We start from the raw sequence: 16,194 nt of genomic DNA on the forward strand, positions 1-16,194 counted from the left end.
TTTTTTTATTTCCAATAACACACAGCCAAATGCTAACTCTGCCGTTTCGCCGCCTTCTTTCCAGGCGGGCTTTGCTTCAGAAATGCGCCGCGCACTTCAAAATGGACTTGCTCGATCACTTTGCGATTGTCACGCAGCTCCAGCACATGCCGCCCCGGCATCGGGAACCATGCCAGCGCACTGCCTTTACCCAGCGGTTTGCCGTTGAGCCACCACTGCGGTTGGCCGACGCCATCGGCCCGAAATACCACACGCTGATTAGCCGGTGGAATATCCGGGTCCAGCGCGTAAACCGAGCCATCAACCGGATTGCTGATGCCTTGCGGTTTGGCGCGCTGATCTGCATCGGCTGCGTACACCACATCGCGGGCGGTGCCCGGCAGAAAATACTCGCGGCGACTGGCTTCAACTGTGTTTTCAAAGCGAACCTGCCGCATCTCGACACCAACAGGCGCAGTCGGCGGACGCGATGGCGTATTGGCATGCAGGCGGCCCATCACTTCCAGCCACACCGGCGCGGCACCGTGCATGCCGGAGACATCCCACATCGGCGCGCCGCTGGCGTTGCCAACCCACACCGCCACCGTATAGCGCTGCGAGTAACCCACCGCCCAGTTATCCCGCATATCCTTGCTGGTGCCGGTTTTAACAGCAGTCCAGAACCGCGTAGCTAGCGCGCTTTCCAGGCCAAAAGTGCGGGCGCGGGCGGTTCGGTCGGACAGGATATCGCCAATGATGAAGCTGCTTTTTTCATCCAGTAAACGCACCGCTTGTGGCTTGGGATCTGCGCTCAGCCAACGGGTCGGGTTCTGCAGACCACCATCGGCCAAGGTGCGATAGGCATTGGCCAGATCCAGCAGCCGCACATCAGCCGCACCCAGCGCCAGGCTGTATCCATAATAATCGCCGGATTCATTCAAGCTGGTCAGCCCGAGCGCGTACAAACGCTCACGCAAGCGGTTGGGCGTAACCATCTCGATGGTGCGCACAGCAGGCGTGTTGAGCGAAGAGGCCAGCGCGGTACGGGCGGACACTGGGCCTTTGAAATCCTTGTCGTAGTTCTGGGGCGCATATAATCCGCTGGCGGTTTGCAGGTCCAGCGGGCTGTCGTCCAGTAGCGATGCGGCAGTGAGCCAATGTCCTTCCAGGGCGATCTGGTAGAGAAATGGCTTGAGCGTAGAGCCGGCCTGGCGCAGCGAGGTCACGCCATCGACCGCGCCCGCTTTGGATAAATCGCCGCTGGAACCTACCCACGCCAGGATATCGCCACTGCGATTATCCAGCACCACCAGCGCGCCATCCTCCACGTTGCGCTGGCGTAGTTCAGTCAGCTGCCGCCGCAAAGTTTCGGTGGCAAAGCGCTGCAGATTGGCATCCAGCGTGGTCCGGATCGGTACACCAGGCGGTAGTTTTGAGCGTGCCAGCAGCTTGCGGGCAAAGTGCGGGGCCAGTTGTTCATCTTGCTGATAGCCATTGCCATGGCGCGCCAAGGCGATCTGCGTTTCTACCGCGATCTGGTCACAACCCTCTTTGCGGCCCATGTCGTGCAAGATGCCGCAAGCGCGTTGGGCTACTTTGGGAGGAGCCGCATTGGGCGCACGGATCAAGGCCACCGCAATGGCCGATTCATGCGCATCCAGACCGGATGGCGACTTCTCAAACAGCGAGGCCGAGAGTGCGTCCAGCCCGACAATCTCACCGCGAAAACTCACCAGGTTGAGATAAGCCTCCAGCACCTCGGCCTTGGTCCAGCTGTGTTCCAGCCATTGTGCCGAAATTCCCTGCTGTACCTTTTGGGTGAGTGAGCGCCCTTGTGTTCCGCGCTTGAGATCGTCATCCAGCAAACCCACCAATTGCATGGTCAAGGTGGAGGCGCCGCGCGTGCGCCTGTTCCACAAATTGCCCCAACTGGCTGCCGCCACGGCGGACCAATCGACCCCGCTGTGCTGATAGAAGTTGCGGTCTTCCGACAACACCAGCGCCTGGCGCATGGCCGGCGAGATTTCCGGCAGGGTCACCCAGTCGAGCTTGCGCACGGCCTGATCGACGCGGACCCGCTGCAATGGCTGGCCGGTGCGATCCAGCAAAATCACATCTGACGAGCGCCAGCCGGATTTCACTGACTGGAAATCCGGCAGCGCCAAAGCAGGGGCGGCGACCAGCGCCAGCACAAGCGCCAGCCGCGCAGCCCATCGATCAGCGTGCATCGTTCACCTTGAACACCGCATTGGGAGCAGCACCAAAGACATCGGGCGCATACAGGGCCTCAACCCGCGACGGCGGCAATTTGAAGGTGCCGGTGTTATTCAGCCGCATGGTGTATTCCACCGTAAAGCTGCCGCGCGGGATGTACTCGTAATAAGCCCGATATCCGGCAAAGCGGCGTTCCACATAGGCTGGCCATGCATCGCCAGATTGCTGCTCGCCCTGCGTGGCAATTTGCGAATCACGCCCCAGTCCATTGCCCAGAATGCTGGCGCCAGTCGGCACCGGGTCATCGACCACTACCCAGGTCATATCGGCTTGGGCAGTAATCTCCAGCTTCACCCGCACCACATCGCCGCGCGAATACTGACCGGCAACTTTGGTCTCAACCGGCGTGACGGTTTTCTTGATGCGATAACCGGCGGTTTGCGGTGCGGTGAGCGGCAATGCCGCTGAAACCTGCACTGTTGCCCACGGGGAGCCGGTGCCCTGTTGCGTCAGCCCCAGCGTGCCCTGGCCGTTGGCGGGCCACGGCAAATCCACCTTGGGCGGCAAGGCGGACTGCCACGTCACCGATTGCTTGCTGTTACCCAGCGCCAGATTGACCTGCCCAGTGACCGGCTGGCTTTCAAATTGCGCGCTGAAATGCCGCACCGCCAGCGAGCCCCAGGCATTGGCATTGGTCGTCCACCAGGCGCCGCGTTCCTGGCGGCCCAGCAAGCCGGTCAGCAGACGTGGCATGTCGTCTTTGAAGGTCGGCATCTGGCTGGCCACCAGCACCAGGCGGGCAGAGTTCACATCGGCGTTGCCCATCAGCCACCACCAGTAATCGTCGCGCTCAGTAGAGAACACCATGCGCGTGCCCTGATAGGTGAGTCGTCCGCGCAATAGCTGCTCGGCCTGCGCCAGTTTGGCGGCGCGATCCGGTGCGGTCGGCATGTGCTGCAACAGCGACATCCAGTCGATCACCATGCCGGTCGACCAGCTATTGAGCTGCACGGTGAGCGTATCCAGTTGCCGTGGCAGTGCCCGACCATAGCGAGACAATGCTTCCAGCGCGGCCAGACGGCGAGCATCGCCCGAGTCACGCGGCATCCACAGATCACGCTTGAGCTTGCCCTCAACAAAATTGGTCAAGGCCGTGAGCATGCGTTCGCGCGAGTCATCGGGAATCTTCCAGCCTGCGTCGTTGGAAACCGCCAGCAAATATGCAGTAAGCGTATCGCTGCCCATGGAGCGACTGCCCTCCTGCACCGGGAAATACTGCGCCAGACCATCGGCATCCAGATAGCTGGGCAGGTCAGCCATGATGGCATCCCAGCGGGTTTTGTCGTTCAAGCCAATGGCAATGGACGAGCGTTGTTCCAGGCACGAATATGGATAGCGCAAGAACCAGTCGCGCACGGCGGGCATATCGCCGCCCAGTTTAGCCTGCAATTGCACCGACACCCCGCCACGCCCCGGCTCGGCCCCTTGTGGCAAACCGACCGGGATCGATACTTCACCGGTAATCTGGCGCAAGGTGGCTTGTTGTACGGTCACTGGTGTAGCTGGCTCAATATCCTGTTTGAAGGCCAGCTTGTCTTGTGCCTTCTCGCCCCCTTGCTCTTTGGCCGAGAGCGTCCATTGCAGGCTGGAGATACCTGCTGGCACCGTCACCGGCCATTTCACCTCACGCGCTTCGCCGGCGGGAATCTGCACGGTTTGCGCATTCAACGGTGGCAAGCCTGCAGCTTGCGCCTCGACCAGCATGGTCATGACGCGGCTTGAGCCGTTGCGGATATTGATACCGGCGTCGACCTGATCGCCCGAGCGCGCCAGTGGCGGAATGCCGGAGGTGATCTGCACATCCTGCGTCACGGTAATGCTGGCCGAACCAGTGCCAAAGTACGCATCACCACTGTCCGCCACAGCTACCAGCTTGAAGCGGGTCAGCGCGTCGTTCAGCGGTACGGTCACGGTGGCGCTACCGGTTTTATCCAGCACCACGTGGGGCTGCCATGTCAGCAACGTATCCAGCAGTTCACGCGTTGGTGCGAAACCGCCACCGCCGCCCGGTGCAAGCGCTTTACGACCGAAGTGGCGTTTACCCACCACTTGCAGTTGCGCGGTAGAGGTCTCTACGCCGTAGCTGCGTCGTTGCAACATGGCTGTGAGCAAATCCCAGCTAGTGTTCGGCTGCAGTTCCAGCAAGGCTTCATCCACCGCGGCAAACGCTACTTCCGAGCCAGCCGGTGCAGGTTGACCGTTGGGAAGCTTGACCTGAACCTTCACCGTGGCGGTTTTGCGGATCGAATAGGTTTGTTTATCCGGCGTTACTGTCACCGCCAGTTTGTGGCCTGCGGTGCCGATGGTGAGTTCAGCCATGCCATATTTGAAGGCAGGCCGGGACAAATCGACCATTGCCGTCGGTGCTTGATAGTCACGTCCTTCGTTGCGGAAGGCATCCCACCAATCCAGCGGCGTACGCCAGCCCCAGGTAAAGAAGGAATACCACGGTACTTCGCGCACCCGGCCACGAACTGCCAGCACCGATACATACACATTCGGCGCCCATTGCGGTTCTATTTTCAGATCAATCGACGGGTCTTTACCGCTCAGCTCCACTACGCGGGTTTCAATGACACCTTCGCGCTCAATCGCCAGCCAAGCTGTGGCTTTGCGGAACGGCATACGGACTTGCAAGCGAGCGGTATCGCCAGGTTGATAGCTGGTTTTTTCTGGCAAAACGTCGATGCGGTCGTTGTTGTCGACGTCAAACCACATCTCACCTTCGCGCGTGACCCAGATGCGTTGTGAGGCACTGGCCGGATGGCTGGCGCCATCATCGGTCTGGGCAATCAACTCAATACTGCCTTCGTTTTTGAGCGAGATGTCGCAGAACACCAAGCCACGCGAGTCCGTTTTGCCATCGCAAACGTTGCCCAGATCTTTAGTGGTTTCCTGGTGATCGTAGGCATAAAAGCCGCCCACCAACCGTTTGCGACTGGAAAGATACTCATGTTCCACGGCTTTGACGGTCACATTACGCCCGACCACCGGTTTGCCATTGGTATCGAGCACCACCGCTTTGAGCCCGGCACTCTTGCCCACCGAAACCCAGTCGTCCACATTCAGGCCGATGCGCACTGCGCTCGGCCACAGCGCGACCGTGCGCGAGAGTGTTTGTACCTCGCCATTCGGATCGGCGTAGGTGGCTTCCATCACCATGTCGTAAGGACGGTCGAGCTTGGGTAGATCTTTCACGGCGGTCTTGGCATTGCCGTTGGCATCTAGCGTGAGCGCGGATTTATCCAGCACCACTTTGCCATCGAGCGATTTCTGCTGCTCCCCACGCGCGGTTTCCGGCGCGGAGAAGCTGAAGTTGTCGTAGCCCTCAACCCGGTCATAACGGTCGCGCAGCATGGCGCTAACCTGAATCGGCAAGCCCTTGGCCGGGCCACCCGTGCCATAAGAGAGCGACACGTTCAGCGGCACGCTGGTCGGGGCAGCTGTGGTTTTGGCGTCGGCCGAGAGCTGACCACGCATCACCGGCAGCCGGAACTCTTCCACCCGGAAGGTGCCGGTGTAAAGCGTGATGCCATCGCGATCAATGCTGGCCTCTCCTTTGTCGCCCTCACCGCGATTGGGCTTGCGGGTCAGCGAGACCGAATACATCCCCAGCTTGGCGGTTTTGGGAATGGCAAAGGTCGATTCGGCATAGCGCCCCTGGCGCCACGTCAGTGGATATTTGAACGACTGCCCACTGCCATCATGGGTAATCACCATTTGGTCCGGCAACTGGCTCGCGCGCGGCAGGCTCAGACCTTTGCTGGTTTCCACGCGCATGAAGTGCTTCATCGAAACCGTTTCGCCAGCGCGGAACAACGGGCGATCAAACACCGTGGTCGCGCGGACCGAGGGCTGCGGACTCATGTCGGTCGGCACCGGGAAGCGCCAGGATTCAATGCCCTGATTCCAGCCAGAACGCACAAACGACACGTCGTCGCGCCCTTGGGCATCCTTCTTGCGTGCGGTCACAAACAGACCATCAAGCGAACCGGCCGGGCAGTTGCCGTATTCCTCCAGCGCATGATCAATACTGGCTACGCCTTTGCTGTCGGTTTTGCCTTGCCACAGCAAAGTGCGGCGACAGTCATAGATGCTGACTTGCGCGTCGGCCACCGGCTGCGCCCGATCCAGCGTGGTCACCCACACCGCAGCGTTTTCGCGCCCCCGCTTCAGATGTACTCCCAAGTTGGTGATCAACATAGCGGTGCGCACGTACATCGGCGCTTCCAGCCCCAGCAACGATTTACCCAACAGGCGCGATTGCAGCTCTACCACATGCAAGCCCGGTTCTTTGGCCGGAATGCCGACCACCGAGAATGGCCATTTACCGTTTTTGTCTGGCGACGTCGGGACGGGCATGCTTTGGACGCCCTTCTGCCCTGCCAACAAGCTCAGGCGCCGCGTTTCAACATCTTTGCCCTTGATGTGCGCGTAGGACTCGTGCCAATTCTGCACTTTGGCCAGCCAGGTCATCATGGACTGGTCATCAGTGACAGTCAGGCTATCCACCCCAACCTGAATCTGTTTCACATTGAGGTCGGCTTCAACGTCCCGCAAGGTCACGGCAATGGCCGGATCGGCATTCAGTTCCACAATGCCGAACGGCGCAGCGGCGAACTTGGCCAGAGGCGGTGCCAGTGCAGTACTGAAAGCCAGCGGGAAGGCCGCTTGGTTGGTCAATTCCCGACCGTTCTCATCAACAAAACCATCCGGCAATTTGATTTTGAAGGCGGCGCTGGGCGAGAACGGCGGCTTGAAAGTGGCTTCATAAACGGTGCCGCCGCTGTCGCGGCCGAAATCCGGTTTGCGTTCGCCATCGGGCGTTTGCAGCACAATTTGCTCGGCCCGCTTGCGCTGTACCTGTGCCGAGAACCGTAGCGTGACCGGGCGCAGCGGAATACACGCCGCCTTGGCACTTTCGCGCTCACACGTAAATGATGCGGCAAACGCTTCGCGCACGGTGAAATCCAGCGTTTGTTTTTCTTTGCTACCCGGGCGTTCCAGCACCAGTTTTACTTTCTTGCCTGCGGGCAGACGCTGGCCGCAATCGATAGCATCAATATTGGCCGCCTGTTTTTGCCAATCCAGATGCTTGATCAGGGTGGCTTTGTCGGCAGCGCTGATACGCTGGGCTGGCAGGCGCTCGGGTGAGCCTTCTACCTGGCAAAACAGAGGAATTGGACCGGTGATCTTGCCGTTGTAACGCAAGACAAAAGTCTGGTCTTCGTCGATCTCGCTGCCGCTATCCGGTGCGCTTTCCACTACCGCCAACGGCCCTGTGGTGAAACGGAACTGCCGCGTGCCGGTTATCTCTTCGCCCGCCAATGTCTTGAGCGTGGGCTTAACATTGAAACGGCAGGCAGTCTGGCCCGGCAAGCCTTGCGGAAAATCCATCACCCAGGTTTGGTCATCAATCCAGTGCGCGTCACCCTTTTGCGCGCAATCGACATCAAATGGTGCAGCCGCCCCGACGCTGCCCATGCGGATCATCGGGGCGGAAAAAGTCGCGCGCACCTGCTGGACTTCGCGGACTTCATTTTGTGGAGAGAAGGAAGAAACCGTGGCCGCTTGAGCTTGCACCCCGGCGATGGCAATTAAAAACAGGGCAGAGCGACAATATGTCAGCATGATTTTTATCGGCGGGAAGCGGTTGATCGATTTTTATACTTTCCCGATTTTGGCAGAAACTTACGATTTGTTGCATTTAACTTGGCAAGTTTGAGAAAATTCACGGTCGATATGGTCGCAACCCAACCCAACCGGGTGCACATTTCCTTATTGCTACAGGAGCATTCCCATGCAAGTTCAGACCTACCTCACGTTCAACGGCAACTGCGAAGAAGTACTGGCGTTTTACAGCCAGTCATTGGGTAGCAAGACCACATATGTGGTGCGCTACAAGGAGGCTCCGGCGGATCAAGCCACTGACCCGGCGTGGGCTGAAAAGATTCTGCATTCGAACTTTTCGATAGGCGATACACAGCTTATGGCCATGGACTGTACGCCCGAGCGCGCCACGGCCCAGAAGAATGGCTTCACGCTCTCGCTGAATGTCAATACGGTGGAAGAAGGTGAGCGCTATTTCAACGCGCTGGCTGATGGCGGCCAGATAACCATGCCATTTGGCCCCACGTTCTGGACCAAAGGTTTTGGCATGGTAAAAGACAAGTTCGGCACGCCGTGGATGATCAACTGCACGGATCAATAAGCCGTCGCCAGTAGCCAGGAGGGCTGTGCGTTAGCGGTATACCGCGTAGATGAAAAACTCGCGGTTACCGTCGCCGCCGGCAATCGGGCTGGGCAGGTAATCCAGTACCGTAAAGCCGGCGGCGTGCGCGGCAGAACGAATCTTCTGTTCGACTTCCGGATAGCAGGACTCATCGCGCACGATGCCGCCTTTACCCACTTTTTGCGGCCCGACTTCAAATTGCGGTTTGACCAGAAACAGCAGTCGCGCGCCCGAATCGATAACGCTGGCAATGGCCGGCAAAACCAGCGTCAGCGAGATAAACGAGACATCGCCAACCACCAGGTCAATTGCAGCATCCAGCGCAGAAGCGATCAGTTCGGCGTTCAAATGACGGGCGTTGACGCCTTCAAATTGCTGCACGCGCGGGTCTTGTAGCAAACGCGGATGCAACTGGTCATGCCCCACCTCCACCCCCACCACCCGGCGCGCACCTGCTTGTAACAGGCAATCGGTAAAGCCGCCGGTAGAGATGCCCACGTCCAGCGCCAGCATGCCAGTCACATCCAGTCCGGTATGGGCCAGCGCACCCGCCAGCTTTAAACCGCCGCGTGAAACGAAGCGATCCGCCGCATCAGGAATAACCGTGATGGCGGCATCATCGAACACCTTAAGACTAGCCTTGGTGACCGTTTTGCCTTCCACGGCCACGCGCCCGGCCTCAAGCAAACCCTGTGCAGCGGTGCGTGACGAGGCCAAACCGAGACTGACCAGCAGCAAATCGATTCGCTGCATCAATCGGCCACTTTATGACATTCGAAAGCAATCATATTGCCGTCGTGTTCCAGAAAACTGTCTGCACCTTTGCTATGCCACAGCCATTCGCCATCGCCCCAAGCCGCGCCAGAGGCCACTGGCGTTTGCGCGAGGTCGAGAATGCGATAGGCATAGCGAATCCGCACGTGGGACATTTCGGCATTCGATTGCACGGTAAAAGCCTGCCCGTTAGCGCATTCGTAGCGACCATTGATTTGCTCTGGCGTGGCCCAAGCCAGCGCGGGCAGCGCCAGCAAGCCGGTGACCAGGGCTTTTTGGGCGAGATGCAACATGGCGTTCTCCTGATCAGCAAAAATGCGGATTAGTCGAAATGCTCGTTCGCGGCAAGATAACGCCACTTGCCGGGCGGCAACTGACCCAAACGCACATTACCAATGCGAATCCGCTTCAACCCGACTACGCGCAAACCGACCAGTTCGCACATGCGGCGGATCTGGCGTTTTTTACCTTCGCGCAAAATGAAGCGCAGTTGGTCCTTGTTTTGCCAAGTCACGTTGGCCGGTTTGAGCGCCGCACCATCCAGTTCCAGACCGTGATTGAGCAAACGCAAGCCTTCTTCCGACAAAGCACCTGCCACGCGAACCAGGTATTCCTTGTCGACGGGAGAGTCCTCGCCGATCAGGGTTTTGGCAACGCGGCCATCTTGTGTCAGGACCAGCATGCCCACCGAGTCGATATCAAGACGCCCAGCCGGCGCCAGACCACGCAGATGTTGCGGGTGAAAGCGCACGCCGGAGAGATCGCCATCCCAGTGGTTATCCAGCGTCACCAGCACGGAAGCCGGTTTGTAACCACGCTCGGCCTGACCCGAAACAAAGCCAACGGGCTTGTTGATCAGGATGGTGACGCGGTTGGCCTGCGCTTGCTGCGCCGGTTTATCCAGCGTGATTTCCTGGCCTGGCAATACGCGGCTGCCCAGAATGTTGACGACCACGCCATCCACACGAACCCAGCCGCGTTCTATATAGTCATCGGCCTCACGGCGCGAGCAGATGCCCAGTGCGGCCATGCGCTTGGACAGGCGCATCGATTCGTCTGGCGCGGTCGCGCCCTGCTCGGGAACGTCTGGCGTCGATTCATCGGTCATGGTGTTCATCTCCCTGTAACTGGCCGCCTGCAAGCGAACCCGGCAGAATACCAGAATTGTAGGCATCAACTGCGCGCCGCGCCCCAAAACACGGAGAAAACATGGTGTATTACCTGGCAATCAAGCATATCCACATGCTGTGCGTGGCTCTTTCCGGTCTGCTGTTTGTGTTCCGCGGCAGCCTGATGCTGGCCAATTCGCCGCGCCTGCAGTCCACCTGGCTGAAAGTTACGCCCCACGTGGTCGACAGCGTGCTGCTCCTCGCTGGCGTTACGCTGGTGATCATCAGCCACCAATATCCGGGGCAGCAACCGTGGCTGACGGCCAAACTGATCGGACTGGTGATATACATCGTATTAGGGACAATCGCGCTGAAACGTGGCCGTACCAAGCGCACGCGGGTACTCGCTTTGATTGCGGCTCTGGCAGTGTTTGCGTGGATTATCTGCGTGGCCATTACCCGCAATCCGCTGCCATTCATGTAGTTCGGCAAGGTGGGTTTGGCAAAACCAATCCACCTTGCGCCGCCCGCATCAATACGGCGACTTATCGCCTTCGGGCCGGGTTTTGAAGCGCCGGTGCAGCCAGTAATACTGCGCCGGGATTTCACGCACCCGGTCCTCAATAAACCGGTTCATGCGTGCGGTATCGGCCAGCAGATCGTCAGATGGAAAATTATCGGTCCACGCCGGGTAATAACGCGTGACGAAACCGTCTTTTTCCAGCCGCGTAATCATGGGCACCACCACCGCTCGGCCCAGTTGCGATAAGCGTGACAACGCCGGAATCGTCGCCGCCGGAATGCCAAAGAACGGCGCAAAGATAGATTCCTTCGGGCCCATATCCTGGTCAGGTAGGTAGTAGAACGGCAGCGTGTGTTGGCGCAGTGCTTTGACAATGGCGCGGATGCCATCGTTACGCTTGATCAGCAGTGGCTTGCCAAAGCGGCTGCGACCCATGAGCAGCAACTCATCCATCGGGTTCTGGTGCGATGCCGAATACATGCTGGCACCCCAGTGATCAATGGTGTGGCGGATACCACCGTAATCCAGCCCGATAAAATGCGGTGCCAGCAGAATGATCGATTGGTCCTGTACGGCCAGATAGTGCTCGTAGCCTTCGCGACGGACCAGTTTCTCTACCCGCTTTTTCGAGCCAAACCACAGCACGCCGTAACTGAGCAGGCAGGTCGACAGCAAGCGGAAGTGCTCACGGATGACCTTGCTACGCTGGGCGTCGGTCCATTCCGGGAAACACAGACGCAGATTGGTCATGCCAATGCGCCGCCGTCTTCCGGCCACCAGATAAAGCAAGCTGCCCAACGCCGCACCCAGCCAGCGCAGCACAGTAAACGGCAATAAATGCAGCAGCCAGAAAAACGCAGCCAGCAAACGGGCGGGAAAACTCATTCAGACTCCGGCTCCGGCGCACCGGCCGGACTCTTGTAACGGTTATAGCTCCACAGATACTGAGCCGGGGCTTTTAAAATCAGCCGTTCCAGATTGCGATTGAGCAAAGCGGCGTCGCGCGCAGGTTCGCCATTAAAGCTGCCCTGCATTGGTTCAACGTGAATCACGTAACCTCGCCCCCACGACAAGCGCTCGGCAAAACAGAACAGTACCGTCGCCTTATTGCTGCGCGCCAGCCGCGGCAGCAACGTCATGGTATAAGCGCGATGCCCGAAAAACGGTGCCCATGCGCCATCACCCGCCCCCGGCGCCTGGTCCGGCAGGATATAGATGGTCTGCTTTTCACGCAGGGTTTTCAGCAGCAGGCGCACGCCCTGGGCATTGGCCGGTGCCGCGCGACCATTGGCCCGATCGCGGCTTGCCAGCATCATGGGTTCCAGCCATTTGATCTTGGGCGGTCGATACAGCGCTGCCATGATGCGCGGGATATTCCAGCCCAGATACACGCCACACACTTCGATCCCACCCAGATGCGGCGACACAAAAATGATGGGCTCCGGCTTTTGCAAGGCGGCTTCAACGTGCTCCCAGCCTTGCGTACGCTTGACCATATTTGATACGTGCTGCGGCTTGCGCAGCCACGCCGCCAGCAGTTCCATAGCGCCCTTGCCGTGCTCGGCAATACTTGAGCGCCTTAATCGGATATAATCTATGGTTGTATCAAATTGCGCTGCCCGCCTCGCATTGTCATCGAGCCGGCGGCGATAAGTCGGGGAAGTCCACCACGCGACCCAGCCCAATGCAAAGCCAACGGCTTGCAGGATGCATAATGGAATATATGCAAGTGGTCTGAACAAGCGCACAAGCATGTGTGGATAACCTTTCGGGCAAAACCCGGATTCTAGCGACTTTCAACCATTACAGACATGGCATTAAAGGACCATATAGCCCATGAGTGAATTCCTGTTTACCTCTGAGTCAGTCTCCGAAGGACACCCGGACAAGGTTGCAGACCAGATTTCCGACGCCATTCTCGACGCGATCCTGGCACAGGACAAGTACGCGCGCGTGGCTGCGGAAACACTGGTAAATACGGGCCTTGTGGTCCTGGCGGGTGAAATCACCACCACCGGCAATATCGATTACATCCAGATTGCGCGTGACACCATCAAGCGCATCGGCTACGACCATTCCGACATCGGTTTTGACTACAAAACCTGCGCGGTGCTGGTGGCGTACGACAAGCAATCGCCCGACATCGCCCAAGGCGTGAACGAAGGCCAGGGCATGGATCTGGATCAAGGCGCGGGCGACCAGGGTCTGATGTTTGGCTACGCTTGCGACGAAACCCCGCAACTGATGCCAGCCGCCATTTACTACGCGCACCGCCTGGTGCAGCGCCAGTCCGAACTGCGTAAAGATGGCCGTCTGCCATGGTTGCGCCCGGATGCCAAATCGCAAGTCACGCTCAAATACAATGCAGATACCGGCAAGGTGATTGGCGTCGACACAATTGTGTTGTCGACCCAGCATCATCCGGATGTCTCGCACGCGCAATTGACCGAAGCGGTCATCGAAGAAGTGATCAAGCCGGTGTTGCCACCGGAATGGCTGCAAAACAACCCGAAATATCTGGTCAACCCGACTGGCCGTTTCGTGATTGGTGGCCCGATGGGCGATTGCGGTCTGACTGGCCGCAAGATCATCGTCGACACCTACGGCGGTGCAGCACCACACGGTGGCGGCGCGTTCTCGGGTAAAGACCCATCCAAGGTGGATCGTTCCGCTGCGTATGCCGGTCGTTACGTCGCCAAGAATATTGTCGCTGCGGGCATTGCCAAGCAGTGTCTGGTGCAGATCAGCTACGCGATTGGCGTATCCAAGCCAGTTTCGATCATGGTCGATACCTGGGGCACTTCCAAGCTGTCCAATGAACAAATCGTTGATTTGATCAAAAAGCATTTCGACCTGCGCCCCAAGGGCATTGTGCAAATGCTGGATCTGCTGCGCCCGGTGTACACACGCACTGCCGCGTATGGTCACTTTGGCCGCGAAGAGCCGGATTTCAGCTGGGAACGCACCGACAAGGCCGAAGCGCTGCGCGCGGATGCAGGCTTGTAAACAACGGCTGGTGAGTTAAAAAACGGGGCGATTCAGCCCCGTTTTTTATTTGGCCACATGTGGGCGCGGTACCTTGTGGCAGCCATGGTCATCAATCTGAATGCCGCACCTGTCACACTGGAAGTCTGACCTTACCCCCTTGACATGAACCTCTGCGGCAAGAGTTCCTCACAACTTGGATCGATATGCGCTATTTTGCGAATACGACACTAATAATCTTCGGCCATCGGGGTATCCATTGAGCATATCAACAGGTCTCTTTTTGCTGGTTCTGCTGATCGCGTTATCCGCCTTCTTCTCGATGTCGGAAATCTCGTTAGCCTCCGCGCGTAAATTCAAACTGCAAATGCTGGCCGAAGAAGGCGAGCCACGCGCGCAAGCGGTGATCGATCTGCAAGAAAAGCCCGGAGACTTCTTTACCGTAGTGCAGATTGGCGTCAACGCCGTGGCCATTCTGGGCGGGATTGTAGGTGATGCCACCTTCTCGCCGCTGCTGTTGCGACTATTTGGCTCGCTAGACCCGGCGCTGGCCGCCAAGCTGGCCTTTCTAAGCACCTTTTTGATCACCACCGGTTTGTTCATCCAGTTTGCGGATCTGATTCCCAAACGCTTGGGGATGGTGGCGCCCGAACAGGTGGCGGTGGCCATCGTGCGGCCAATGCGCTGGTGTTCGTTGATCCTGATGCCATTCGTGTTGTTGTTTAACGGCGTCGCCACAGTGGTGTTGAAAATGCTGGGCATGCCCGCCCAGCGCTCAGAAACTGTCACCGCCGGCGAGATCGTGGCGCTGGTCGATGCGGGGGCCGAGGCAGGAACGCTGCACAAGCAGGAACACCGCTTTATCGAGAATGTGTTTGAACTGGCCGAGCGCTTTTTACCCTCCGCCATGACCGCGCGCGAAGCCGTAGTTTATTTCTCGCTCACCGATACGGATGCCGCCATCCGCCAGAAGATCGCCAGCCAGCCGCACGCCAAGTTTCCGCTGTGCGAGAACAGCAGCATCGACACCGTGTTTGCCTATATCGATGCCAAAGATTTGCTGCATGCCATCCTGAAAAATCCGCAAGCAGCACTGGTTGCCACGCTGCGCGAAATCGCCGTCAAAACCGTGCTGGTGGTGCCCGATACATTATCGCTGGCCGACGTACTGGATCGATTCCGCGAAACCCGTGAAGACTTCGCAGTGATCATCAACGAATATGCGTTGGTCGTGGGCGTGATCTCGCTCAATGACGTCACCGGCCAGTTGATTGGCAGCATCGTCGATAACAGTGATGAAGACCAGATCGTGCGCCGCGATGAGAATTCCTGGCTGGTCGATGGCATGACCCCGATTGGCGATCTGAAGCGTGCCATTGAACTGAACGAAATGCCCGATGAAGAGAACTACGACACGCTGGCGGGCTTTTTGATGCTCAAGCTCAAACGTATCCCCAAGAAAGCCGAGGCAGTGGAATACGGCGGGTTCCGTTTTGAGGTGGTGGATATTGACCATCACAAGATCGATCAGGTCTTGATCAGCCGCTTGCCGGCATGAAAAAAGGGGCACATGGCCCCTTTTTTTTACACCCTTCGCGGGTTAGCGCAGAACGCTGGCAGGCTTATTTCTTGCCTTTGTTCAGGTCTTTGTCCACGTAGTACTTGGTGCCGGATACGGTAACTTCAGCATCAGCGCCGTTTTCGGTGAACTGGTAAGCGTAAACGCCTTCCCCAACGGCACGAGCACCTTCAAAACCACCACCTGTATCACCCGCCTTGGCCGACGCGCCCGCTTCACCACCAAACACCCAGCCTTTGGTCACAAACTTGTGGAAAGCTTCTTTGTTCGGAAATATCAGCACCAACCGGGTATTTTTGATACCCAGACCCAAGCCACCCTTGACTTGAACCATACGCATGAAGATTTCATGCCCATCGCTTTGGTTAACCGCCAAGCCTTCACCACCACCGGCACCCGCAAACAATATGGTCGCACTACCGTTATTGAAGACCGCATAACCGGCGGATTTGGCAATGGCATCCTTGGCAGTCGGGTGCTTCTTGTAAACCGTCTCCAGCGTATCCTTGGTCACAGCGCGTACTGCCTGACGTTGTTCCTCTGGGGACTTGGCGTTGGCGCCAGCTGAGCCACCCGTAGCAGGCATTTCATCAGCGTAAGCCTGGGCACCGAAAAGCAGAGCAACTGCTGCGGGGATAACGAGCCATTTCTTGTTCATATTGATGTTCTCCTATCAAGTGACATTATCGGTATGCAACACCGTCAATCCCGGAATCTGCGTTCCGTCCATATTGCCGCG

12 protein-coding genes are annotated in these 16,194 nt (G+C 58.2%); 4 read left to right on the top strand and 8 right to left on the bottom strand.

Annotated elements, in window-relative coordinates; genetic code table 11:
- Positions 1-32: 32 nt before the first annotated feature.
- Entirely contained in the window at positions 33-2,207 is a 2,175-nt protein-coding gene (gene pbpC, locus N7220_RS08035) for a penicillin-binding protein 1C (RefSeq protein ID WP_283150936.1), read from the bottom strand.
- Entirely contained in the window at positions 2,197-7,884 is a 5,688-nt protein-coding gene (locus tag N7220_RS08040; RefSeq protein ID WP_283150937.1) for an alpha-2-macroglobulin family protein, read from the bottom strand. The genes pbpC and N7220_RS08040 overlap by 11 nt, the downstream gene beginning before the upstream one ends.
- A gap of 169 nt (positions 7,885-8,053) precedes the next feature.
- Here N7220_RS08040 and N7220_RS08045 point away from each other — a divergent pair, with 169 nt between their 5' ends.
- Positions 8,054-8,464, top strand: coding sequence for a VOC family protein (locus N7220_RS08045; protein ID WP_283150938.1), 411 nt, complete (start codon positions 8,054-8,056; stop codon positions 8,462-8,464).
- Positions 8,465-8,494: 30 nt separating this feature from the next.
- Here the strand turns inward: N7220_RS08045 and N7220_RS08050 are convergent, their stop codons facing one another.
- The 3 genes from N7220_RS08050 to N7220_RS08060 are packed head-to-tail and all read right to left on the bottom strand — an operon-like array spanning position 8,495 to position 10,367.
- Positions 8,495-9,238, bottom strand: coding sequence for a TlyA family RNA methyltransferase (locus N7220_RS08050; protein WP_283150939.1), 744 nt, complete (start codon positions 9,236-9,238; stop codon positions 8,495-8,497).
- Positions 9,238-9,552, bottom strand: a complete 315-nt coding sequence (locus N7220_RS08055) for an MliC family protein (protein ID WP_283150940.1) — start codon at positions 9,550-9,552, stop codon at positions 9,238-9,240. The genes N7220_RS08050 and N7220_RS08055 overlap by 1 nt, the downstream gene beginning before the upstream one ends.
- Positions 9,553-9,581: 29 nt before the next feature.
- Positions 9,582-10,367, bottom strand: coding sequence for a pseudouridine synthase (locus tag N7220_RS08060; RefSeq protein WP_283150941.1), 786 nt, complete (start codon positions 10,365-10,367; stop codon positions 9,582-9,584).
- Positions 10,368-10,468: 101 nt separating this feature from the next.
- Here N7220_RS08060 and N7220_RS08065 point away from each other — a divergent pair, with 101 nt between their 5' ends.
- Positions 10,469-10,852 (top strand): SirB2 family protein, encoded by a 384-nt coding sequence (locus N7220_RS08065; protein ID WP_283150942.1) that lies wholly within the window; start codon positions 10,469-10,471, stop codon positions 10,850-10,852.
- A gap of 48 nt (positions 10,853-10,900) precedes the next feature.
- Here the strand turns inward: N7220_RS08065 and N7220_RS08070 are convergent, their stop codons facing one another.
- A complete protein-coding gene (locus tag N7220_RS08070) occupies positions 10,901-11,776 on the bottom strand; it encodes an LpxL/LpxP family acyltransferase (RefSeq protein WP_283150943.1) in 876 nt (291 codons plus the stop codon).
- Positions 11,773-12,645, bottom strand: coding sequence for a lysophospholipid acyltransferase family protein (locus N7220_RS08075; RefSeq protein WP_283150944.1), 873 nt, complete (start codon positions 12,643-12,645; stop codon positions 11,773-11,775). Before N7220_RS08075 ends, N7220_RS08070 begins: the two co-directional genes overlap by 4 nt.
- Before the next feature lie 82 nt (positions 12,646-12,727).
- On the opposite strand from N7220_RS08075, the gene metK reads away from it, so the two are divergent.
- Positions 12,728-13,897: a methionine adenosyltransferase gene (metK, locus tag N7220_RS08080; protein WP_283150945.1), complete on the top strand. Its 1,170-nt coding sequence runs from the start codon at positions 12,728-12,730 to the stop codon at positions 13,895-13,897.
- Positions 13,898-14,159: 262 nt separating this feature from the next.
- Positions 14,160-15,434: a polyamine export protein PaeA gene (gene paeA / locus N7220_RS08085; RefSeq protein WP_283150946.1), complete on the top strand. Its 1,275-nt coding sequence runs from the start codon at positions 14,160-14,162 to the stop codon at positions 15,432-15,434.
- Positions 15,435-15,498: 64 nt separating this feature from the next.
- Here the strand turns inward: paeA and N7220_RS08090 are convergent, their stop codons facing one another.
- Complete coding sequence (locus N7220_RS08090; protein ID WP_283150947.1) at positions 15,499-16,113, bottom strand: lipid-binding SYLF domain-containing protein; 615 nt, start codon at positions 16,111-16,113, stop codon at positions 15,499-15,501.
- Positions 16,114-16,194: the final 81 nt, after the last annotated feature.

Source organism: Silvimonas soli (genome assembly GCF_030035605.1).
GTDB lineage: Bacteria > Pseudomonadota > Gammaproteobacteria > Burkholderiales > Chitinibacteraceae > Silvimonas > Silvimonas soli.

What these genes read in the sequence shown, in the direction of transcription:
- N7220_RS08075 (WP_283150944.1), bottom strand. Translation starts at nt 12,645, where the DNA reads ATGCTTGTGCGCTTGTTCAGACCACTTGCATATATTCCATTATGCATC.
- N7220_RS08040 (WP_283150937.1), bottom strand. Translation starts at nt 7,884, where the DNA reads ATGCTGACATATTGTCGCTCTGCCCTGTTTTTAATTGCCATCGCCGGG.
- N7220_RS08055 (WP_283150940.1), bottom strand. Translation starts at nt 9,552, where the DNA reads ATGTTGCATCTCGCCCAAAAAGCCCTGGTCACCGGCTTGCTGGCGCTG.
- N7220_RS08065 (WP_283150942.1), top strand. Translation starts at nt 10,469, where the DNA reads ATGGTGTATTACCTGGCAATCAAGCATATCCACATGCTGTGCGTGGCT.
- N7220_RS08050 (WP_283150939.1), bottom strand. Translation starts at nt 9,238, where the DNA reads ATGCAGCGAATCGATTTGCTGCTGGTCAGTCTCGGTTTGGCCTCGTCA.
- N7220_RS08060 (WP_283150941.1), bottom strand. Translation starts at nt 10,367, where the DNA reads ATGACCGATGAATCGACGCCAGACGTTCCCGAGCAGGGCGCGACCGCG.
- pbpC (WP_283150936.1), bottom strand. Translation starts at nt 2,207, where the DNA reads ATGCACGCTGATCGATGGGCTGCGCGGCTGGCGCTTGTGCTGGCGCTG.
- N7220_RS08090 (WP_283150947.1), bottom strand. Translation starts at nt 16,113, where the DNA reads ATGAACAAGAAATGGCTCGTTATCCCCGCAGCAGTTGCTCTGCTTTTC.
- metK (WP_283150945.1), top strand. Translation starts at nt 12,728, where the DNA reads ATGAGTGAATTCCTGTTTACCTCTGAGTCAGTCTCCGAAGGACACCCG.
- N7220_RS08045 (WP_283150938.1), top strand. Translation starts at nt 8,054, where the DNA reads ATGCAAGTTCAGACCTACCTCACGTTCAACGGCAACTGCGAAGAAGTA.
- N7220_RS08070 (WP_283150943.1), bottom strand. Translation starts at nt 11,776, where the DNA reads ATGAGTTTTCCCGCCCGTTTGCTGGCTGCGTTTTTCTGGCTGCTGCAT.